16 protein-coding genes and 8 tRNA genes are annotated in these 20082 nt (G+C 64.9%); 14 read left to right on the top strand and 10 right to left on the bottom strand.

Going from position 1 to position 20082, the window contains the following annotated elements; translation table 11 throughout:
• Positions 1-3: 3 nt before the first annotated feature.
• The 6 genes from FHR96_RS18945 to ccoN all read right to left on the bottom strand — a co-directional run bounded on the left by FHR96_RS18945 (position 4) and on the right by ccoN (position 5285).
• Positions 4-516 carry a FixH family protein gene (locus FHR96_RS18945; protein WP_183389286.1) on the bottom strand — a complete coding sequence of 171 codons (513 nt, stop codon included), beginning with the start codon at positions 514-516 and terminating at the stop codon, positions 4-6.
• Positions 516-1952 carry a cytochrome c oxidase accessory protein CcoG gene (ccoG, locus tag FHR96_RS18940; RefSeq protein ID WP_183389285.1) on the bottom strand — a complete coding sequence of 479 codons (1437 nt, stop codon included), beginning with the start codon at positions 1950-1952 and terminating at the stop codon, positions 516-518. Before ccoG ends, FHR96_RS18945 begins: the two co-directional genes overlap by 1 nt.
• Before the next feature lie 132 nt (positions 1953-2084).
• Positions 2085-3014, bottom strand: coding sequence for a cytochrome-c oxidase, cbb3-type subunit III (gene ccoP, locus FHR96_RS18935; protein ID WP_183389284.1), 930 nt, complete (start codon positions 3012-3014; stop codon positions 2085-2087).
• Positions 3011-3226: a cbb3-type cytochrome oxidase subunit 3 gene (locus FHR96_RS18930; protein ID WP_183389283.1), complete on the bottom strand. Its 216-nt coding sequence runs from the start codon at positions 3224-3226 to the stop codon at positions 3011-3013. The genes ccoP and FHR96_RS18930 overlap by 4 nt, the downstream gene beginning before the upstream one ends.
• A 1-nt stretch (position 3227) precedes the next feature.
• Positions 3228-3836: a cytochrome-c oxidase, cbb3-type subunit II gene (gene ccoO, locus FHR96_RS18925; RefSeq protein ID WP_183389282.1), complete on the bottom strand. Its 609-nt coding sequence runs from the start codon at positions 3834-3836 to the stop codon at positions 3228-3230.
• A gap of 18 nt (positions 3837-3854) precedes the next feature.
• The gene (gene ccoN / locus FHR96_RS18920) at positions 3855-5285 is read right to left on the bottom strand and encodes a cytochrome-c oxidase, cbb3-type subunit I (protein ID WP_183389281.1); all 1431 of its coding nucleotides are present in this window, start codon (positions 5283-5285) and stop codon (positions 3855-3857) included.
• 249 nt (positions 5286-5534) lie between these two features.
• Between ccoN and FHR96_RS18915 the strand changes: the two genes are divergently transcribed.
• From FHR96_RS18915 to FHR96_RS18870, 10 genes are all read left to right on the top strand, one after another.
• Positions 5535-6209, top strand: a complete 675-nt coding sequence (locus FHR96_RS18915; RefSeq protein WP_343066382.1) for an alpha/beta family hydrolase — start codon at positions 5535-5537, stop codon at positions 6207-6209.
• Positions 6210-6307: 98 nt separating this feature from the next.
• Positions 6308-6383: transfer RNA gene (locus tag FHR96_RS18910), tRNA-Val, on the top strand.
• 41 nt (positions 6384-6424) lie between these two features.
• Positions 6425-6501 (top strand) — tRNA-Asp (locus tag FHR96_RS18905).
• 28 nt (positions 6502-6529) lie between these two features.
• Positions 6530-6606 (top strand) — tRNA-Asp (locus FHR96_RS18900).
• Positions 6607-6636: 30 nt separating this feature from the next.
• Positions 6637-6713: transfer RNA gene (locus FHR96_RS18895), tRNA-Val, on the top strand.
• 3 nt (positions 6714-6716) lie between these two features.
• A tRNA-Asp gene (locus FHR96_RS18890) sits at positions 6717-6793 on the top strand.
• A gap of 228 nt (positions 6794-7021) precedes the next feature.
• Positions 7022-9034 (top strand): oxidoreductase, encoded by a 2013-nt coding sequence (locus FHR96_RS18885; protein WP_446685372.1) that lies wholly within the window; start codon positions 7022-7024, stop codon positions 9032-9034.
• Between the two features lie 214 nt (positions 9035-9248).
• Positions 9249-11171: a PrkA family serine protein kinase gene (locus FHR96_RS18880; protein WP_183389279.1), complete on the top strand. Its 1923-nt coding sequence runs from the start codon at positions 9249-9251 to the stop codon at positions 11169-11171.
• A gap of 70 nt (positions 11172-11241) precedes the next feature.
• The gene (locus FHR96_RS18875; RefSeq protein WP_183389278.1) at positions 11242-12522 is read left to right on the top strand and encodes a YeaH/YhbH family protein; all 1281 of its coding nucleotides are present in this window, start codon (positions 11242-11244) and stop codon (positions 12520-12522) included.
• Between the two features lie 24 nt (positions 12523-12546).
• Positions 12547-14100, top strand: a complete 1554-nt coding sequence (locus FHR96_RS18870) for a SpoVR family protein (protein ID WP_183389277.1) — start codon at positions 12547-12549, stop codon at positions 14098-14100.
• Between the two features lie 66 nt (positions 14101-14166).
• On the opposite strand, the gene FHR96_RS18865 is transcribed toward FHR96_RS18870, so the two are convergent.
• Positions 14167-14481, bottom strand: a complete 315-nt coding sequence (locus FHR96_RS18865; RefSeq protein WP_183389276.1) for a high-potential iron-sulfur protein — start codon at positions 14479-14481, stop codon at positions 14167-14169.
• A 389-nt stretch (positions 14482-14870) separates the two neighbouring features.
• On the opposite strand from FHR96_RS18865, the gene FHR96_RS18860 reads away from it, so the two are divergent.
• Entirely contained in the window at positions 14871-15146 is a 276-nt protein-coding gene (locus tag FHR96_RS18860; protein WP_183389275.1) for an Lrp/AsnC family transcriptional regulator, read from the top strand.
• 9 nt (positions 15147-15155) lie between these two features.
• Positions 15156-16022, top strand: a complete 867-nt coding sequence (locus FHR96_RS18855) for a DNA/RNA non-specific endonuclease (RefSeq protein ID WP_379685198.1) — start codon at positions 15156-15158, stop codon at positions 16020-16022.
• Positions 16023-16196: 174 nt separating this feature from the next.
• On the opposite strand, the gene FHR96_RS18850 is transcribed toward FHR96_RS18855, so the two are convergent.
• From FHR96_RS18850 to FHR96_RS18840, 3 genes are all read right to left on the bottom strand, one after another.
• Positions 16197-16283, bottom strand: a tRNA-Leu gene (locus tag FHR96_RS18850).
• 47 nt (positions 16284-16330) lie between these two features.
• Positions 16331-16417: transfer RNA gene (locus FHR96_RS18845), tRNA-Leu, on the bottom strand.
• Between the two features lie 66 nt (positions 16418-16483).
• Positions 16484-16570 (bottom strand) — tRNA-Leu (locus FHR96_RS18840).
• A 233-nt stretch (positions 16571-16803) separates the two neighbouring features.
• Between FHR96_RS18840 and rnr the strand changes: the two genes are divergently transcribed.
• A complete protein-coding gene (gene rnr, locus FHR96_RS18835) occupies positions 16804-19182 on the top strand; it encodes a ribonuclease R (RefSeq protein ID WP_183389274.1) in 2379 nt (792 codons plus the stop codon).
• A 22-nt stretch (positions 19183-19204) separates the two neighbouring features.
• Positions 19205-20002 carry a 23S rRNA (guanosine(2251)-2'-O)-methyltransferase RlmB gene (gene rlmB / locus FHR96_RS18830; protein WP_183389304.1) on the top strand — a complete coding sequence of 266 codons (798 nt, stop codon included), beginning with the start codon at positions 19205-19207 and terminating at the stop codon, positions 20000-20002.
• Positions 20003-20082 lie beyond the last annotated feature (80 nt).

The raw sequence follows: 20082 nt of genomic DNA, 5'->3' as shown, positions 1-20082 counted from the left end.
GGATCAGATCCCGGGTACCAGGGTGATCTCATCCCCGGTGGGGAAGCGGGCCTCGCCGGTCAGTCGCCAGGCGGCCTCAGGGCCGTCGTCGGGTTGCAGGTGCAGATACCAGCGATAGCGTAGCGGTTCGTCGAGCATGGTCACGTAGCGTCCGGCACGCACATGCTCGAGCGTCAGCTCGCGGTCGCGGTGGCTCTCGGTGGGAAAGATCAGCTTGAGGATCAGCCGCTCGGGATGATCGTCGCCGGCCAGGTCGACGACGATGTCGCCGGTGGTCGGGTCGGCGCGCAGGGTCGCCGACAGCCCCAGCGCCTGGGCCCGCTCCTGCTTGGCGATCTGCTGGTTGATGGCCAGGCCTTCCTTGTAATAGTCCTCGGCCACGGTGCCGTCGAAGTAGTGGATCGAGAGGGTCAGGTAGACCAGGCTGAAGGCCACCGAGGAGCCTAGCAGCCCGATCAGGAACCAGGGCCAGAACTGCTTGTACCAGGGTGGAATGTGCTCGTGTTCCGCCGTCATCAGCGGGTGTCTCCTATGAAGCGGCTGTCGCGCTCGAGGCGAATGTCGGGATCGTCGACGGCCTCCAGGCGCAGCAGGATCTCATGGCTGGGTTGCTCGAGGGACGCGGGAGGCGCGATGGCCTCCACCACCAGCCGGCGTGACTCGCCGGCGGGCACGCTGAGCCGCCGGGTATCCAGGCTCAGTCCGGCCAGGCCCGAGGCCTCGAGCCGATAGGTGTGGTCCTTGCGGTCCAGGTTGCGCACGGTCAGGGTGTAGACGTTGCGGATATCGCCTGAGTCGGTCATCTGGAACAGCTGGTTGCGGTCGCGCTCGACCTCGAAGCCCAGTGGCGTGCGATCGCCGACCGCCCAGCCGAACAGACCGATCATCACCAGCAGCGCCGCCAGATAGCCGATCAGCCGTGGGCGCAGCACGTGGGTCGGCTTGCCCTCCAGGGCGTTTTCGGTGGTGTAGCGTATCAGCCCGCGCGGGTAGCCCATGCGATCCATGACGCTGTCGCAGGCATCGATGCAGGCCGCACAGGTGATGCATTCGTACTGCAGGCCGTCGCGGATGTCGATGCCGGTGGGGCAGACCTGGACGCACAGCTCGCAGTCGATGCAGTCGCCATGGCCGGCGTCGCGGGCCTGCTGGTGGCCGAGGCGCCTGCTGCGCGGACCGCGTGGCTCGCCGCGGGCGGCATCGTAGGACACGATCAGGGTGTCGGCGTCGAACATCACCCCCTGAAAGCGCGCATAGGGACACATGTAGATGCATACCTGCTCGCGCAGCCAGCCGGCATTGAGGTAGGTGAACAAGGTGAAAAAGCCGACCCAGAAGTAGGACCAGCCGTTGGCCGAGAGGGTCGGCAGTTCCACCACCAGCTCGCGGACCGGGGTGAAATAGCCGACGAAGGTCAGGCCGGTGGCGGCGGCGATGGTCAGCCAGACGGCGTGCTTGGCGACCTTGCGCCGGACCTTGTCGGCATCCCAGGCGCGCCGGTCTAGCTTGATGCGCCGGTTGCGCGGGCCCTCGAGGCGATGCTCGACCCAGATGAACAGGAACGTCCAGACGCTCTGCGGGCAGGTGTAGCCGCACCACACGCGGCCGGCGAACACGGTGATGAAGAACAGGCCGAAGGCGCAGATGATCAGCAGCCAGGAGAGCAGCATGAACTCCTGGGGATAGAAGGTGGCGGCGAAGACGTGGAACTCGCGGCCGGGCAGGTCGAACCATACCGCCGGGCGGTCCCCCCAGGGGATCCATGGCGTCACGAAGTAGGCCAGCAGCAGCGCCCAGTTGGCCCCGCGCCGCAGGCGCTGGAACACGCCCTTGATCTCGCGCACGTAGATATGGCGGCGGCTGGCATACATTTCCCGGGTGACGGTCTCGCCCGGCGAGTGGTGTTGCACGGCGTCCGGGGTGACGTCACGGGTGGGGATCTTGTCGCTCATGACAGGCTCTCGACAGGCGAGGCGAGGGCGCGGCGGCCCTGCTGGATGGTTCGATTCTAGCCAGTGCGGCGGTCGGCGAGGAAGGGCGCGACGCCGCGTCGCGCCCTTGTCTCGTGCATCTGGCCTGGCCGATCAGTCGCGGCGGCTGAGGTGGTAGACGTAGGCGGCCACCAGGTGGACCTTGTCCTCGCCGATATAGGCGGCCTGGGCCGGCATGTGACCGTTGCGTCCGTTGCGCAGGGTCTGGCGGATGGCGGCGTCCAGCGGTTGGCCGGGCTGGCGATACAGCCAGGTGTCGTCGGTCAGGTTGGGCGCGCCGAGTGCCTGGTTGCCGGTGCCGTCGGGCATGTGGCAGGCGGCGCACACCGAGGCGAATACCGCCGCCCCTTGCTCGGCACGCTGTGGGTCCTGTGCCTGGCCGGACAGCGACATCACGTACTGGGCGAGGTTGGCGATGTTGTCCTCGCCGAGCTGCTGCCAGGCGGGCATCAAGCCATTGCGCCCGTTGGTGATGGTGGTCACGATATTGTCCGGCGCCCCGCCATAGAGCCAGTCGTCGTCGGTCAGGTTGGGGAAGCCGTAGCCGCCCTGGGCGTTGGAGCCGTGACAGATCGCACAGTTGTTGAGAAACAGGCGTTCGGCGACCTGCATGGCCTCGCCGTCCTGGGCCAGCTCGGGAATCGGTACCTGCTGGTACTGCTCGAAGATCGGGGCGTACTGCTCTTCTGCTCGGGCCATCTCGTCTTCCCATTGGCCTTCCTGGCTCCATCCCAGCAGGCCGGCATAGTTGCCAAGCCCCGGGTAGAGCACCAGGTAGCCCAGGGCGAAGATCACCGTGCCCACATAGAGCTGGAACCACCAGCGGGGCAGGGGATTGTCGTACTCCTCGATCTCGTCGGCCGCATGGCCGGTGGTCTCGACGTTGCCCTCGGCATCCGCGGCCTTGTCGGTCTTGCGGTTGGCGAACAGCACCCAGGCGCTGATGGCGATGGTGCCCAGCGTGATGACGATGATCCAGGCGCTCCAGAAACCGGACAGGGAGTCTCCCCAGAGATTGTTCATGTGTTGCTGTCTCCCTTTTCTTGTCGGGATGCGGCGTTCTCGGCGCCGCTCGAGTCACGCTGCTGCGGCCACTCCTCCTCGTCGGCGAAGGGCAGGTTGGCCGCTTCGTCGAAATCCGGCCGGCGTCGCTTGGAATAGGCCCACCCGATCAGACCGACGAAGCTGACCAGCAGGATGGCGGTGATGATGCCGCGTAGGGTCCCGATATCCATGTCAGCGCGCATCCTTCAGCACGGTGCCGAGCTGCTGCAGGTAGGCCACCAGCGCGGTGATTTCGCGTTCGCCGCGCACCTCGTCCCGGGCGCCGGCGATCTGCTCGTCGCTGTAGGGCACGCCCAGCGAGCGCATGGCGCGCATCTTGTCGGCGATGTGCTCTCCGTCGAGGGTGTTCTCGAACAGCCAGGGATAGGCCGGCATCACCGATTCCGGCACCACATCGCGCGGGTTGTAGAGATGAGCGCGATGCCAGTCGTCGCTGTAGCGACCGCCTACCCGGGCCAGGTCGGGACCGGTGCGCTTGGAGCCCCACAGGAAGTTGTGCTCGTAGACCGACTCGCCGGCCACGCTGTAGTGGCCATAGCGCTCGGTCTCGGCGCGGAAGGGGCGAATCATCTGCGAGTGGCAGCCCACGCAGCCCTCGCGGCGGTAGATGTCGCGTCCCGCCAGCTCCAGGGCGGAGAGCGGCTCGAGGCCTTCCACCGGCTCGGTCGTCTGTTTCTGGAAGAACAGCGGCACCACCTCGGCCAGGCCACCGAAGCTGATTACCACCAGCACCAGCACGGCGAGCAGGCCGACATTCTTTTCGACGATCTCGTGTCTCATTGGCGTTCTCGTTCCCTGTTAGGCTCCGGCACTCTGGGGCAGCGGCCGGCGGAGGCTTTCCTGACGGCGTACGGTCATGAAGACGTTGAAGGCCATGACCAGCATGCCGGCCACCCAGCACAGGCCGCCGATCATGCGCACGATGTAGCCCGGACCGCTGGCCTCGACGGATTCGACGAAGGTGTACATCAGGGTGCCGTCAGGGTTGACCGCCCGCCACATCAGGCCCTGAAGGATGCCGTTGACCCACATGGCAGCGATGTAGAGCACGGTGCCGATGGTGGCCAGCCAGAAGTGCACGGCGATCAGCGACACCGAGTACATCTCGGTACGGCCATACAGGCGCGGAATCAGGTGGTACATGGAGCCGATGGTGATCATCGCCACCCAGCCGAGGGCGCCGGCATGCACGTGGCCGATGGTCCAATCGGTGTAGTGCGAGAGCGCATTGACGGTCTTCACCGCCATCATCGGGCCCTCGAAGGTAGACATGCCGTAGAACGACAGCGCCACCACCAGGAAGCGCAGGGTGGGATCGGTGCGCAGCTTATGCCAGGCGCCCGACAGGGTCATCATGCCGTTGATCATGCCGCCCCAGGACGGGGCCAGCAGGATGATGGACATCACCATGCCCAGTGACTGGGCCCAGTTGGGCAGGGCGGTGTAGTGGAGGTGATGGGGGCCGGCCCACATGTAGACCATGATCAGCGCCCAGAAGTGAACGATCGACAGGCGGTAGGAATAGACCGGGCGCTCCGCCTGCTTGGGCACGAAATAATACATCATGCCCAGGAAGCCGGCGGTCAGGAAGAACCCCACTGCGTTGTGGCCATACCACCACTGGGTCATGGCATCGATGGCGCCGGAGTACAGCGAGATCGAATACATGGCCGAGACCGGAATCGCCGCGCTGTTGACGATGTGCAGCACCGCCACGGTGAGGATGAAGGCGGCGAAGAACCAGTTGGCCACGTAGATGTGGGAGGTTCGGCGCTGCTTGATGGTCCCCAGGAAGACGATGGCGTAACTGATCCATACCACCGCGAGCAGGATGTCGATCGGCCACTCCAGCTCGGCATACTCCTTGACCTCGGTGTAGCCCAGCGGCAGCGTTACCACCGCCGACAGGATCACCGCCTGCCAGCCCCAGAAGGTGAAGGCGGCCAGCTTGTCGGAGATCAGGCGGGTCTGGCAGGTCCGCTGCACCACATAGTAGGAGGTGGCGAACAGGGCCGAACCGCCGAAGGCGAAGATCACGGCGTTGGTGTGCAGCGGGCGCAGGCGGCCGAAGCTCGTCCAGGGCAGTCCCAGGTTGAGTTCCGGCCAGACCAGCTGCGCGGCGATCGTGACGCCGAGGGCCATGCCCACGATACCCCAGACCACGGTCATGATCGCGAACTGCCGCACGACCTTGTAGTTGTAGGTAGGATGTTCCAGTGCTCTGCTCATGTCAGGTTTCCATCGAACGCGGTGGAGGGAGACGCGCTTGGGCTGCAGTCTAGCCCAGGCCGTTCGCCCACATGATGATGCCGGTCAAGTCGAATTCGGAGCGATTCGCCCGTCTTTGTGGCCTTGCGAGCGTATCGATTTCCTCATGCATCATCAGCATAGAATAATTGTCGTCACTAAGTGTATACAATGGATGAATACAAAAAAGTAGCCCCCTGCGATCGGCAAAGCGGCCGTTGCAAGCCGCTCGTGGAGCGCCATGACATCCAGGGCCTCGGGCCGCTGGTGATCACCGGGCAGGCCCGGCGGGGCCGACTGTTGCTGGCGCATGGTGCCGGCGCCGGCCAGGATTCGCCCTTCATGCAGCGTCTTCGGGAAGCGCTGGCGGTCGAGGGTGTGCAGAGCCTGGCCTTCGAGTTCGCCTACATGCAGCGCATGCGCGACGAAGGCAGGCGTCGTCCGCCGCCTCGGGTCGAGACGCTGGTGGAGGAATTCGCCTGCTGGCGCGACAGTATGTCGCAGGGCTCGCCTGGCCCGCTGTGGCTCGGCGGCAAGTCGATGGGCGGGCGGGTCGCGAGCCTGTTGGCGGCTCGTGACGGTGCCGATGGCCTCGCTCTTTGCGGCTATCCGTTTCATCCGCCGCGCAAGCCCGAATCGCTGCGCCTTGACCACTGGCCGCGGCTGTCCAGTCCGACCCTGGTGATCCAGGGCACTCGGGATGCCTTCGGTACCCGTGACGAAGTGGCCGGCTATGCGCTGCCGGATGCCGCCGAGCTGCACTGGCTGGAAGACGGCGACCATGACTGGAAGCCGCGTCGGGCCTCGGGGCGCGATCAGGATGGCCTGATCGTGGAAGGCGCGCGTGCTATCGCCGAGGCCATGAGCCGTCATGCTTGTGGCGATGATGCGTGGCCAAGTGAATGAATGTCCTGCGGAAAGTTCGTGCCTCGATATCGAGGTCGATGAAAAAAACGCGTTGACAATCACCGGGGTCCCTGTAGAATGCAGCGCCACGTGACCGGGGGTGGTTAGCTCAGTTGGGAGAGCACCAGCCTTACAAGCTGGGGGTCACAGGTTCGAACCCTGTACCACCCACCACTGTCCTCGACAGTGCCCGATTACGTAGCAGAAACGAGTGCGGACCGGTAGTTCAGTTGGTTAGAATGCCGGCCTGTCACGCCGGAGGTCGCGGGTTCGAGTCCCGTCCGGTCCGCCAGCGTTTTCTGCACCGCATCATCAGTTGCGGACCGGTAGTTCAGTTGGTTAGAATGCCGGCCTGTCACGCCGGAGGTCGCGGGTTCGAGTCCCGTCCGGTCCGCCACGATGACGCCACAATCTAAGCAGTACGCGTGGGCGATTAGCTCAGTTGGTTAGAGCACCAGCCTCACATGCTGGGGGTCACTGGTTCGAGTCCAGTATCGCCCACCACGCGGACCGGTAGTTCAGTTGGTTAGAATGCCGGCCTGTCACGCCGGAGGTCGCGGGTTCGAGTCCCGTCCGGTCCGCCATCTGCTCAGAATTCCAGAAGCCTCGCGGTTCTCGCCGCGGGGCTTTTTCGTGTCTATCTTTCTAGCGCCCGTCGCCCCTCACGCATCCGCATCATGCCGCGAGGGTGGCCTGAGGCCTTCCTCGGTGATGACTCGGAACGGGACGATGTCTTCCCGGACTTTGCGGTTCGTGCGAGGCTATCATACAGTTGTTTTAATTTCTGTCGCTCGACACGAGGAGCCGCAACCGTGATCGCCTTCCCGAACCTGTTCCGATCCCTCGAGCTGGGGCCGCTGAGCCTGCCCAACCGGGTGTTGATGGGCTCGATGCACACCAACCTGGAGGAAGCGCCCGACGGATTTTCCCGGCTGGCCGCCTTCTACGCCGAGCGCGCTCGAGCGGGCGTATCGCTGATCGTCGGTGGCGGCATCGCGCCCAACGCCGAAGGCGCGGTCTTCGCCGGCGCCGCGACGCTGGAGCGCCCCGAGCAGGTGGCCGATCACCGGCGGGTGACCGCGGCGGTGCAGGCCGAGGGCGGCCACATCTGCCTGCAGATCCTGCATGCCGGGCGCTACGCCTACACCGAGGCGCCGGTCGCGCCGTCGGCGATTCAGGCGCCGATCAATCCCCGCGCGCCGCGCGCCTTGAGCGAGGAGGAGATCGAGCGGACGCTCGAGGACTACGTGCGTTGCGCGAGCCTGGCGCGGGAGGCCGGCTACGACGGTGTGGAAGTGATGGGCTCCGAGGGGTATCTGATCAATCAGTTCGTGTGCCGGCGCACCAATCGACGCGAGGATGCCTGGGGAGGGAGCTTCGACAAGCGTATCCGCTTCCCGGTGGAAGCGGTGCGGCGCATCCGTGCGGCGCTGGGGCCGGATTTCCTGATCATCTTCCGGCTGTCGATGATCGATCTGGTGGACGAGGGCAGTACCCATGACGAGGTGGTGGCCCTGGGACGCGCGGTGGTGGACGCCGGTGCCGATGTGCTCAACACCGGTATCGGCTGGCACGAGGCGCGGGTGCCGACCATCGTGACCAGCGTGCCGCGTGCGGCGTTTGCCGAGGTCACCCGGCGGATTCGCTCCGAGATCGCGGTGCCGTTGATTACCACCAATCGCATCAACATGCCTGACGTGGCCGAGCGGCTGCTCGCCGAGGGCTATGCCGACATGGTGTCGATGGCGCGTCCCTTCCTGGCCGATCCGGCCTGGTTGGCCAAGGCGCGCGATGGACTGGCCGAGGAGATCAATACCTGTATCGCCTGCAACCAGGCCTGTCTGGATCATACCTTCCAGGGCAAGCTGACCTCCTGCCTGGTCAATCCGCGGGCCTGCCACGAGACCGAGCTGGTCGTCGAGCCGGCCGCCGAGCCTCGCACCATCGCGGTAGTGGGCGGCGGACCGGCGGGGCTTGCCGCTGCGGTGACCGCCGCCGAGCGTGGCCATGCGGTGACGCTCTTCGAGCGTCAGTCGACGCTCGGCGGCCAGTTCAACCATGCCCGTCGGATTCCCGGCAAGGAGGAATTCGACGAGACGCTGCGCTACTACCGAGTGATGCTCGACAAGCATGGTGTGACCGTGCGCCTGGGAGCTGAACCCGAGCTGCACGCGCTGCACGGTTTCGATGAGGTGGTGCTGGCCACCGGGGTGCGTCCGCGTCGCCTCGAGCTGCCCGGTATCGACCACCCCAAGGTGATCTCGTATCCGCTGGCCATCCAGCATCCGGAGCGTGTCGGGCCGCGGGTAGCGATCATCGGCGCCGGCGGCATCGGCTTCGACGTGGCTGAACTGCTGACTCATGCCGGCTCTTCCGCGCCGGACGCCGCGGCCTGGTGCGACGAGTGGGGCGTGGATCTGTCGGTAACGGCGCCGGGCGGGCTGCGTGAGCCCGAACCGCCGGCGGTACCGCGCAAGGTCACCCTCCTGCAGCGTAAGGACAGCAAGCCGGGGCGCGGGCTCGGGACCACCACCGGCTGGGTGCACCGGGCCTCGCTGCGCCATCGCGGCGTCGAGATGCTGGCCGGATGCGAGTACGTGGGCATCGACGATGCCGGCCTGCACATTCGACTCGATGGCGAGCCTCGGCTGCTCGAGGTCGATTCGGTGGTGATCTGCGCCGGCCAGGAGGCGGTCTGCGAGTGGCTCGAGCCGCTGCGCGAGGCGGGCGTCTCGGTGCACGTCATCGGGGGAGCCCTGGAACCCGCCGAACTCGATGCCAAGCGTGCCATCGATCAGGGCGTGCGGTTGGCCGCCAGGCTGTGACGGAGCGTCGTCAGGAGCGTTCGTCGCCTCTTGCGTTGAAAATCTGCTGCTCGGGAGATGAACCGCCGCGGGTTCGAGGGCTCATAGGAAGTAGTAGCCTGCGTTGAAGATTCCGGGCGCCATCGTCCGGTCGAGCTGACTACGCTGAAGCTACCGAACCCGGTCATTGGGCCAGGATTGCCAGGCCGGAGCCCCGGGCTTTAAGGAGGCATCGATGAGCATCTTCGATCATGTGCAGAACCGCTTCGAACGTATCCAGCAGGAAGAGTTGAGCCTGCAGGAGTATCTGGAACTCTGCCGTGAGGACCCCTCGGTCTATGCCAGTGCGGCCGAGCGCATGCTGGAAGCCATCGGCGAGCCCGAGGTGATCGACACGGCCAAGGATCCCCGCCTGTCGCGGATCTTCTCCAACAAGGTGATTCGCCGCTATCCGGCGTTCTGTGAGTTCTACGGCATGGAGGAGGCCATCGAGCAGATCGTCGCCTATTTCCGCCATGCCGCCCAGGGGCTCGAGGAGAAGAAGCAGATCCTCTACCTGCTCGGCCCGGTGGGGGGCGGCAAGTCGTCGCTCGCCGAGCGGCTCAAGCTGCTGATGGAGCACGTGCCTTTCTATGCCATCAAGGGCTCGCCGGTTCAGGAGTCCCCGCTGGGCCTGTTTTCGCCGGAACATGACGGCGAGCTGCTCGAGAAGGAATACGGCATTCCGACGCGTTGCCTGAAGAGCGTGATGTCGCCCTGGGCGGCCAAGCGACTCAAGGAGTACGGTGGCGACATCACCCAGTTCAAGGTGGTACGCCTGTACCCATCGCGTCTCAACCAGATCGCGATCTCCAAGACCGAGCCCGGCGACGAGAACAACCAGGACATTTCCTCGCTGGTCGGCAAGGTGGATATCCGCCAGCTCGAGCTCTACTCCCAGGACGACCCGGACGCCTACAGCTTCTCCGGTGGCCTGTGCCGGGCCAACCAGGGGCTGATGGAGTTCGTCGAGATGTTCAAGGCGCCGATCAAGGTGCTGCACCCGCTGCTGACGGCCACCCAGGAGGGTAACTACAACCCCACCGAAGGCATGGGGGCGATTCCCTTCGACGGCATCGTGCTGGCGCACTCCAACGAGAGCGAGTGGCAGACCTTCCGCAACAATCGCAACAACGAGGCCTTCCTCGACCGGGTGTATATCGTCAAGGTGCCCTACTGCCTGCGGGTAACCGAAGAGATCAATATTTACAAGAAACTGCTCGAGCATTCCACGCTGGCCGAGGCGCCCTGCGCGCCGGACACGCTGCGCATGCTGGCGCAGTTCTCGGTGCTCTCGAGGCTCAAGGAGCCCGAGAATTCCAGCGTCTATTCCAAGATGCGGGTCTATGACGGCGAGAACCTCAAGGATACCGACCCCAAGGCCAAGTCGATCCAGGAGTATCGCGATGCCGCGGGTGTCGACGAGGGCATGGACGGGCTCTCCACCCGCTTCGCCTTCAAGATCCTCGCCAAGGTGTTCAACTTCGACAATGTCGAGGTGGCGGCCAACCCGGTGCACCTGCTCTACGTGCTCGAGCAGCGCCTCGAGCAGGAGCAACTGCCCAAGGAAACCTTCGAGCGCTACCTGCGCTTCATCAAGGAGTTCCTGGCGCCGCGCTACGTGGACTTCATCGGCAAGGAGATCCAGACCGCGTATCTCGAGTCCTACTCCGAGTACGGCCAGAACATCTTCGACCGCTACGTCACCTATGCCGACTTCTGGATCCAGGACCAGGAGTACCGGGATCCGGAGACCGGCGAGCTGTTCGACCGCCAGTCGCTCAACGAGGAGCTGGAGAAGATCGAGAAGCCGGCCGGCATCTCCAACCCCAAGGACTTTCGCCACGAAGTGGTCAATTTCGTGCTTCGGGCCCGCGCCCAGAACAACGGCATGAACCCGAGCTGGCAGTCCTACGAGAAGCTGCGTGGGGTCATCGAGCACAAGATGTTCGCCAATACCGAGGAACTGCTGCCGGTGATCTCGTTCAACGCCAAGGCCTCTACCGCGGATCAGAAGAAGCACGAGGATTTCGTGGCTCGGATGGTCGACCGCGGCTATACCGAGAAGCAGGTGCGACTGCTGTCCGAGTGGTACCTGAGGGTGCGCAAGTCGCAGTAGCGCCCGAGGGCCGGGCAGGGTGCCGCGAGGCGGCGCCCTGCGCAAGCGAGTGGCAGCCAAGGAGGTCCGCATGACCTACTTCATCGACCGCCGTGCCAATGCCAAGCACAAGAGCGCGGTCAATCGCCAGCGCTTCCTCGATCGCTATCGCACCCATATCAAGCGCTCCGTCGAGGAGGCGGTCAATCGTCGCTCCATCACCGATATGGAGCGCGGTGAAAAGGTGTCGATCCCCGCGCGAGACATCTCGGAGCCCGTTTTCCAGCACGGCCCCGGCGGCAAGAGGACCATCATTGCTCCCGGCAACAAGGAGTTCGTCGAGGGCGATCGCCTACGCCGCCCCGGTGGAGGTGGCGGCGGCGGGGCCGGCGAGGGCAGCGCCTCCAATCAGGGCGAGGGCATGGACGAGTTCGCCTTCACCCTGTCCCGCGAGGAGTTTCTGGACTTCGTGTTCGACGGCCTGGAGCTGCCGCATCTGGAGCGCAAGAACCTGGTGGACCTCGACGAGGTGCGCCCGGTCCGGGCCGGTTTCACCCGAGACGGGGTGCCGGCGCGGATCAATATCGTGAGATCGATGCGCGAGGCCCAGGCGCGACGCATTGCCATGCGCGGCCCCATCCGGCGTGCCCTGCGCGAGGCCCAGGAAGCGCTGGAGGCCGAGGAGCGCAAGGATCCGGTGCTGCGCAATCCGGCGCGAATCAGCGAGCTCAAGGCCGAGATCGAACGGCTCGAGAAACGCCTCGAGGCGGTGCCGTTCATCGATACCTATGATCTGCGCTACAACAACCTGATCAATCAGCCCCAGCCGTCGAGCAAGGCGGTGATGTTCTGCGTGATGGACGTCTCGGGCTCCATGACCCAGGCCCACAAGGACATTGCCAAGCGCTTCTTCCTGCTGCTCTACCTGTTTCTCGAGCGCAACTACGAGAAGGTCGAGCTGGTCTTCGTGCGTCACCATACCGCCGCCAAGGAGGTCGACGAGGAGGAGTTCTTCTATTCCCGCGAAACCGGCGGCACCATCGTCTCCAGCGCCCTGACGCTGGTCGACGAGATCATCCGCGACCGCTACCCGCCAGGTCAGTGGAACCTCTACGTGGCCCAGGCGTCCGACGGCGACAACTGGGACGACGACTCCCTGACCTGTCGCGATCTGCTGGCCAATACGCTGATGCCACGGTTGCAGTACTTCACCTATGTGGAGATTACGCCCCATGCCCATCAGGCCCTGTGGGAAGAGTACGAGCGGGTGGAAGCCGAGTATCCGGAGCGCTTCGCCATGCGCCAGATCGTCGAGGCCGGCGACATCTATCCGGTGTTCCGCGAACTGTTCCGCCGCCGCACCGCCCAGTGAGTGAGGCGAGGCCAAGGAGGCAGCATGACCGATCGCAAGCCCATTGCCAGCGGCTCCGACTGGAACTTCGAGATCCTCGAGGAATTCGAAACCGAGATTGCGCGTCTGGCCGACGAGTATCGACTGGATACCTACCCCAACCAGATCGAGATCATTACCACCGAGCAGATGATGGATGCCTACGCCAGCGTGGGCATGCCGGTGGGCTATCATCACTGGTCATTCGGCAAGCAGTTCCTGGCCGTGGAGCAGGCCTATCGGCGCGGCCAGATGGGGCTCGCCTACGAACTGGTCATCAACTCCGATCCGTGTATTGCCTACCTGATGGAGGAGAACACCCTGATGATGCAGGTGCTGGTCATGGCCCACGCCTGCTACGGTCACAACTCCTTCTTCAAGGGCAACTACCTGTTCCGTACCTGGACCGATGCCGGCTCCATCGTTGACTACCTGCTGTTCGCTCGACGCTACATCGCCGAATGCGAGGAGCGTCATGGCGTCACCGCCGTCGAGCAGTTGCTCGACGCCTGCCACGCCCTGCAGAACTACGGGGTCGACCGCTACAAGCGCCCTTCGCCGGTGTCCGCCGAGGAGGAATCGCGACGGCAGAAGGAGCGTGAAGCTTACCTGCAGGCCCAGGTCAACACCCTGTGGCGGACCATCCCCGGGCGGCCCCGGGAAGACGGCAGCGAGAACTTCCCGGATGAGGAAGACCCGCTGGGCCTGCATGCCGGGGGGCGCTATCCTCCCGAGCCCCAGGAGAACCTGCTCTACTTCATCGAGAAGAATGCCCCGCTGCTGGCGCCCTGGCAGCGCGAAGTGGTGCGCATCGTGCGCAAGCTCGCCCAGTACTTCTATCCCCAGCGCCAGACCCAGGTGATGAACGAGGGCTGGGCGACCTTCTGGCACTATACCCTGATGAATCGCTTGTACGACGACGGCCTGGTGGACGAGGGGTTGATCCTGGAGTTCCTGCAGTCCCACACCTCGGTGGTCCAGCAGCCGCCCTTCGACAGCCCCCACTTCGGCGGCATCAACCCCTATGCCCTGGGCTTCGCCATGTTCACCGACCTGCGGCGGATCTGCGAACACCCCACCGAGGAGGATCGCCGCTGGTTCCCGGACACCGCCGGCAGTGACTGGCTGGAAACGCTGCACTTCGCCATGCGCAACTTCAAGGATGAGTCCTTCATCCAGCAGTATCTGTCACCCAAGGTGATCCGGGATCTCAAGCTGTTCATGGTGCTCGACGACGACCAGGACGAAATGCTCGAGGTGGCCGCGATTCACGACGAGCGCGGCTACCAGCGGATCCGAGACGGGCTGGCGACGCAGTACGCGCTTTCCGTGCGTGAGCCCAATATACAGATCTACTCGGCGGATATTCGCGGCGATCGTTCGCTGACCCTGCGCCATGTGCAGGATAGTCGTCGCCCGCTGGCGCGCAGCGTCTATCCGGTGATGCGCCACCTTCACCAGCTATGGGGGTTCCCGGTCAAGCTCGATTCCCTGGAGGGCGACGAGATCGTGCGTCGCTACCACTGGCCGCTGCCGGAGGATGAGCAGAAGGAAGAGTAGGGCGGGGCTCGATACGAAGCGGCCCGCGCCGAAAGGCGCGGGCCGTTTGTGTGGCGCAGGGCGTTATCAGGCCTTCGCGGTCCAGGATTGGCACCACCCTTCGGGCTTGACGCTGTTCTGCGGGAACAGTTGACAGCCCTGGGTATCGGCCTGGTAGAACATGCAGTTGGCGCAGTGTTCGCCCTCCGCATAGGCCGGGTTGTCGCTGGCGTCGCCGGCAACCTCGACGTAGTTCAGGGCCTTGGCCTGATCGCTTTCGGGGTCCAGAAGGGGCAGCTCCTGGGCGAAGGCTGTCTTGGACAGGATGCCGGCACCCAGCGGCAGGGCGGCGAGGCCCAGCAGGCTATGGCGTATGAAGTCGCGGCGGCTATGGTTGGCCATGTTGGCTCCTCATTGATCTGCTTGGTGCTTCACGGTGTGGCACTGGCTCGTTCAGGCAAGCAGTGCCGATATTGTCGTCGTGCCGGGAGGTGTGTCCTCCTCTTCCTAGCCTAGTCATAGTGTATACAATTATCCAGGGCGAAGTGTATACACTTTGGCGGGCGACGATCATGGCCGGTGTTCCGGCTCTCGTGTCGTTCGACAGGCGTTTCGCCGTCGGGGTTGCACGTTCATGATAGCCAAGCTGCTGGGGTGGGACGAGCCGGTGCGGTAAGTCACCGCATCGTTCGCCGAAGGTGCTGCCTCGGCGAGGACGCTGTTATACTCGGCGCAGTGAAGGCGGAGCCCCGCCGAGCGAGATGCCTGACGGAGCCAAAGGGAGACAGCCCATGCAGAATGCCGTGATCCTGATCAACACCGAGAAGGGACAGGTCAAGTCAGTGGCCGAGCGCCTGGCCGAGGTGGAGGGCATCAGCGAGGTGTTTTCCACCTGTGGGCGCTATGACCTGGTCGCCATCGCCCGGACGCGAGATTTCGAGGGTTTGGCGGAGCTGGTCACCGGACGGCTCAACGACGTCGAGGGAATTCGCGAGACCGAGACCCTCAACGCCATGCAGGTCCATTCCCGCCACGATCTCGAGACCATGTTCTCGCTGGGCTGGTAAGGCCCGCCGGTGCTGCAGCGCCTCTTTCGCCTGCCGTCATGGCGGGGTTCGCTTCGTCGCCTGGGCATCGCCGTGCTCTTCGCCGGGGTCGGCAGTGGCCTGTGGTACATGGAAGAGCGCGAGGTGCGCGAACGACTCAGTTGGATGGGCGTGCCGACCTGGGAGCGACTGACGCCACTGAGCCTGCACCGAGTGCTTCGCAATGACGGCTTCCTGGTGGGTTGGTCGGACGTGCGGGTCAGTGCGCTGTGGGCCAGCTACGTGCTGCGCGCCGATAGTGCGGTCGATGTCGGCGAACGCCCCGGGTTTCGGCGCGACTGGCGCACCCTGTGGCCGGTGACGCCGGACAGCTACTTGCGCAGCGGCTACGATCGCGGCCACCTGGCGCCCAACTATGCCATCGCCCGGGTGTACGGTCCGGCCGCCCAGCGCGATACCTTCCTGATGAGCAATATGGTGCCCCAGCGCCCGGAGCTGAATCGGCAGCTCTGGCAGCGCCTGGAGGAGGTGGTGATCGACCGCTTCGTGCCGCGCCTCGGAGCCTTGCAGGTGATCGATGGCCCGGTGTTCGATGCGGACTTCACCCGCGGCGCGCTGAGCCGTGTCGGTCTGGTGGAAGTTCCGAAGGCCTTCTACAAGATCCTGGTGGTGCCGGGCGACCGGCCGCAGGCGTTGGCCTTCGTCATGCCCCAGGAGGTTCGCGGTGACGAGCCGCTCGACCGCTTCTTGGTCAGCATCGATCGCGTCGAGGCGCTGACCGGGCTGGATTTCTTTCCAAATCTTCCGGATGCCACCGAGCGCGCCCTGGAAGGGCAGGTGGACGCTACTGGCTGGGGGCTCGAGGCGGTGGCGAATCTGCCGGGCCGCTTCGACTGAGCGAGGTGGGCGGTGACCAGGGGCGCAGCAAGGTGCCGAGCGTGTCGCCGGGTTCCATAAGCCGGAAACGCAAAAAACCGCAAGATGTGCGGCCGGGGGAGATAGGAAACGATATGACGATGTGGGGGCGAGGACGAAACCTCGATGCTCTGCTCTTGTCTGCATAACGCGAAATGGTGCCCAGGAGAGGACTTGAACCTCCACGTCCGTAAGGACACTAGCACCTGAAGCTAGCGCGTCTACCAATTCCGCCACCTGGGCGCGTCATGCATATCGTCGTGTTCCAAGCCATCGCGTGATGCGATGTATGGTGCCCAGGAGAGGACTTGAACCTCCACGTCCGTAAGGACACTAGCACCTGAAGCTAGCGCGTCTACCAATTCCGCCACCTGGGCGAAACACGATCGATTCGAGCTTTTAAAGAGCGTGATACCTGGCGATCTGACTGTCAGTGTATCAAATGGTGCCCAGAAGAGGACTTGAACCTCCACGTCCGTAAGGACACTAGCACCTGAAGCTAGCGCGTCTACCAATTCCGCCATCTGGGCAAGTGGCGCGTATATTACCGTATCTCTTCGCAAATGCAACCCCTGGCGACCCTGCCAGGCGGGAATCTTCGCGGCAATTGTCCCTCGGCGCGCCCGATCATGGTTGGGTGAGTCTCGCCACGACGCTATACTGCCGCCATGACAATATATCCCTATCGCATCACCGCATGCCCGCGGCGCCAGAGCGCCATCTCCCCCATGCCGTCCCCGACCCTGCCAAGGATGCACTCCGCATGAATCACTGGACGCTCGAAGGCGATACGCACGCCAGCCGCGAGGCCCACAAGTACGACAAGCCCGCGCCCAGCCGCGAATACCTGTTGGCCCGACTGGAGGAGCACGGCAAGCCCATCACCCACGAGGCCATGAGCCGGATGCTGGGGCTCGAGGACGAGGACCTGCAGGAAGCGGTGCGTCGCCGGCTGTCGGCCATGGAGCGCGATGGTCAGGTGCTGCGCAATCGACGCGGCGCCTACGCCTTGATCGACAAGCTCGACCTGATCAAGGGCAAGGTGCTCGGCCACCGCGACGGCATCGGCTTTCTGCTGCGTGACGACGGCAAGAAGCCCGACCTGGTGCTGCCTCCGCGGCAGATGCGTCGGGTCTTTCACAACGATCACGTGCTGGTGCGCGTCAGCGGGCGCGATCGTCGTGGCCGTGACGAGGCCACTATCGTCGAGGTGCTGGCCCGCAATACCCAGACCATCGTCGGCGTCTATCGCGAGAACACCCCCGAGTTCGGCGTGCTGATTCCCGAGAATCCGCGCATTGCCCAGGAGATCATCATCCCCCACCACGCCAGCGGCGGGGCCAAGGACGGCCAGGTGATCTCGGCCAAGATCGTCCAGCAGCCGGCGACCCGAGTGCAGCCGGTGGGCGAGGTCGTCGAGGTGATGGGGGAGCGAATGGATCCCGGCATGGAGATCGATATTGCCATCCGCAGTTACGAGATCCCGTCCGAGTTCCCGCCCGAGGTGCAGGATCAGATCGCCGGCATGTCTGCCGAAGTGGCCGAGGAGGACAAGGCGCACCGCATCGACCTGCGTGATGTGCCGCTGGTGACCATCGACGACGAGTCCGCGAAGGATTTCGACGATGCCGTCTGCGCCTGGAAAACCAAGTCCGGGAGCTGGAAGCTGCTGGTGGCGATCGCCGATGTTTCCCACTACGTGCGTTCCGGCAGTCCCCTGGATCAGGAAGCGATCACTCGCGGCAACTCGGTCTACTTCCCGGGACAAGTGGTGCCCATGCTGCCGGAGCTGCTGTCCAACGGCCTGTGCTCGCTCAATCCCGATGTCGACCGGCTGGCCATGGTCTGCGAGATGAATATCTCCCAGAAGGGCGTGATCAGCCGCTATCGCTTCTACGAGGCGGTGTTCCGCTCCCATGCGCGGCTGACCTACAACAAGGTCGCTTCGATTCTCGACGACGAGGACGAACAGGGAGAGGCGCTGCGCAAGGAGTATCGCGAACTGGTGCCCTCACTGAAGAATCTCCACGCCCTTTACAAGGTGCTGCGCGGGGCCCGGGAAGAGCGGGGGGCGATCGACTTCGAGACCACCGAGACGGCGATCGTCTTCAACGACGAGCGCAAGATCGAAAAGATCGTCCCGCGCTCGCGCAACGATGCCCACAAGATCATCGAGGAGTGCATGCTGGCGGCCAACGTGGCCACCGCGCGCTTCCTCGACAAGCACGACCTGCCGGCGCTGTATCGCATCCACGAACGGCCCTCCCCGGAGCGCCTCGACAAGCTGCGCCTGTTCCTCAACGAGCTGGGGCTGTCGCTGCCCGGCGGCGACGAGCCGACGCCCCAGGACTACCAGGCGCTGGCCGAGACCATCCGCGATCGCGACGACGCCGACATCATCCAGACGGTGATGCTGCGCTCCATGAGCCAGGCGGTCTACTCGCCCCAGAACGAGGGTCACTTCGGCCTGGCCTATCCGGCCTATGCGCACTTCACCTCGCCGATTCGCCGCTATCCCGACCTGATCGTGCACCGGGCCATTCGCTCGGTGGTTCGCGGCCCGCGCCAGACCAATACCGTGCTGCGTGCCGACGGGGCGCCGGTGGAGCCGCCGAGCAAGTGGTGCCCCTACACCTTCGAGCAGATGCTCGAACTGGGCGAACACTGCTCGATGACCGAGCGCCGTGCCGACGATGCCACCCGTGACGTGGAAAGCTGGCTGAAATGCGAGTTCATGTCCGACAAGCTCGGCGAGACCTATGACGGCACCATCGCCTCGGTGACCCAGTTCGGCATCTTCGTCAGGCTCGATACCTTCTATGTGGAAGGCCTGGTGCACGTGACCTCGCTGCCTTCCGACTACTACCACTATGAGCCGGAAAAGCACCGTCTCAAGGGCGAGCGCAGCGGCATGAGCTATCGGCTCGGCGATGGCGTCTCTGTGCAGGTGGCTCGCGTCGATCTGGACGATCGCAAGATCGACTTCGAGCTGGCCGACGACAAGCCCCGGCCGCAGCGCAAGCCGCGCAAGTCGCGCGGTGGTGGTGGCCAGGGGGCGCCGAAGGGCGGCGCCGGCGACCAGGCTGGCGAGGGCGACAAGTCCGGGCGCAAGCGTCGCCGCCGCGGCCCGCGTCGTCGCTGATGCTCGGAGAGACGCCATGTCGATGAAGAAGAAGCCCAGGTCGGCGCCGCGCCGTGGGCCCAAGGTGCCGGGCGGGCTCGAGGCGGTCTACGGGGTGCACGCCGTGCAGGCGCTGCTCGCGCGGGGCGAGACGCCCCGAGAGCTCTGGCTGCAGGAAGGGGAGGCCGCAGGCCGCCTTTCCGAGCTGGTGGAGCGGGCGCGTGCGCGGGGCGCCCGGGTGATATCGCACCCCCGCGACGACCTGGATCGGCTCGCCCAGGGCGCTGCCCACCAGGGGGTCGTGGCCTTCTGCCCGCCGTTGGCCTTCGAGGCCGAGGCCTCCCTCTGGCATCGGCTGCAGGGCTGGTCGAACGCCGAGGCGCCGCTGCTGCTGGTGCTGGATGGCATCACCGACGTCCACAATTTCGGCGCCTGCCTGCGCAGCGCCGATGCCGCGGGGGCCCATGGCGTGCTGGTGCCCAAGGACAGGTCGGCGCCGCTCAACGCCACCGTGCGCAAGGTGGCCTGCGGCGCCGCCGAGAGCGTGCCGGTCTATCAGGTGACCAACCTGGCACGCGCTCTCGGCAAGCTCAAGGAACTCGGCGTATGGGTCACTGGCACCGCCGGCGAGGCCGAGGCGAGCCTGTATGATGCGGACTTTACCGCCGCCACCGCCCTGGTGATGGGGGCCGAAGGCAAGGGCATGCGGCGGCTGACCCGCGAGGCCTGTGACCAGCTGGTGAAGCTGCCCATGGCCGGCAGCGTCTCCAGCCTCAACGTCTCGGTGGCCACCGGCATCGGCCTGTTCGAGGCGATACGGCAAAGAAGCTTGAAGTCATAAGCTTGAAGCTGGAAGAAAACCCTTGACCCGATGATGGCGGGGTTCATGCTGCCTTCCAGCTTCCAGCTTCCAGCTTCCAG

Origin of the sequence: Halomonas organivorans (assembly GCF_014192055.1) — a bacterium.
Lineage (GTDB): Bacteria > Pseudomonadota > Gammaproteobacteria > Pseudomonadales > Halomonadaceae > Halomonas > Halomonas organivorans.
This window is presented reverse-complemented; position numbering and strand designations above follow the sequence as displayed.

Excerpts from the sequence above, each read along its gene's own strand:
- ccoP (WP_183389284.1), bottom strand. The coding sequence starts at position 3,014 with ATGAACAATCTCTGGGGAGACTCCCTGTCCGGTTTCTGGAGCGCCTGG.
- ccoG (WP_183389285.1), bottom strand. The coding sequence starts at position 1,952 with ATGAGCGACAAGATCCCCACCCGTGACGTCACCCCGGACGCCGTGCAA.
- FHR96_RS18875 (WP_183389278.1), top strand. The coding sequence starts at position 11,242 with ATGACCTACTTCATCGACCGCCGTGCCAATGCCAAGCACAAGAGCGCG.
- rnr (WP_183389274.1), top strand. The coding sequence starts at position 16,804 with ATGAATCACTGGACGCTCGAAGGCGATACGCACGCCAGCCGCGAGGCC.
- ccoO (WP_183389282.1), bottom strand. The coding sequence starts at position 3,836 with ATGAGACACGAGATCGTCGAAAAGAATGTCGGCCTGCTCGCCGTGCTG.
- FHR96_RS18865 (WP_183389276.1), bottom strand. The coding sequence starts at position 14,481 with ATGGCCAACCATAGCCGCCGCGACTTCATACGCCATAGCCTGCTGGGC.
- FHR96_RS18880 (WP_183389279.1), top strand. The coding sequence starts at position 9,249 with ATGAGCATCTTCGATCATGTGCAGAACCGCTTCGAACGTATCCAGCAG.
- FHR96_RS18870 (WP_183389277.1), top strand. The coding sequence starts at position 12,547 with ATGACCGATCGCAAGCCCATTGCCAGCGGCTCCGACTGGAACTTCGAG.
- ccoN (WP_183389281.1), bottom strand. The coding sequence starts at position 5,285 with ATGAGCAGAGCACTGGAACATCCTACCTACAACTACAAGGTCGTGCGG.
- FHR96_RS18945 (WP_183389286.1), bottom strand. The coding sequence starts at position 516 with ATGACGGCGGAACACGAGCACATTCCACCCTGGTACAAGCAGTTCTGG.
- rlmB (WP_183389304.1), top strand. The coding sequence starts at position 19,205 with ATGAAGAAGAAGCCCAGGTCGGCGCCGCGCCGTGGGCCCAAGGTGCCG.
- FHR96_RS18930 (WP_183389283.1), bottom strand. The coding sequence starts at position 3,226 with ATGGATATCGGGACCCTACGCGGCATCATCACCGCCATCCTGCTGGTC.
- FHR96_RS18860 (WP_183389275.1), top strand. The coding sequence starts at position 14,871 with ATGCAGAATGCCGTGATCCTGATCAACACCGAGAAGGGACAGGTCAAG.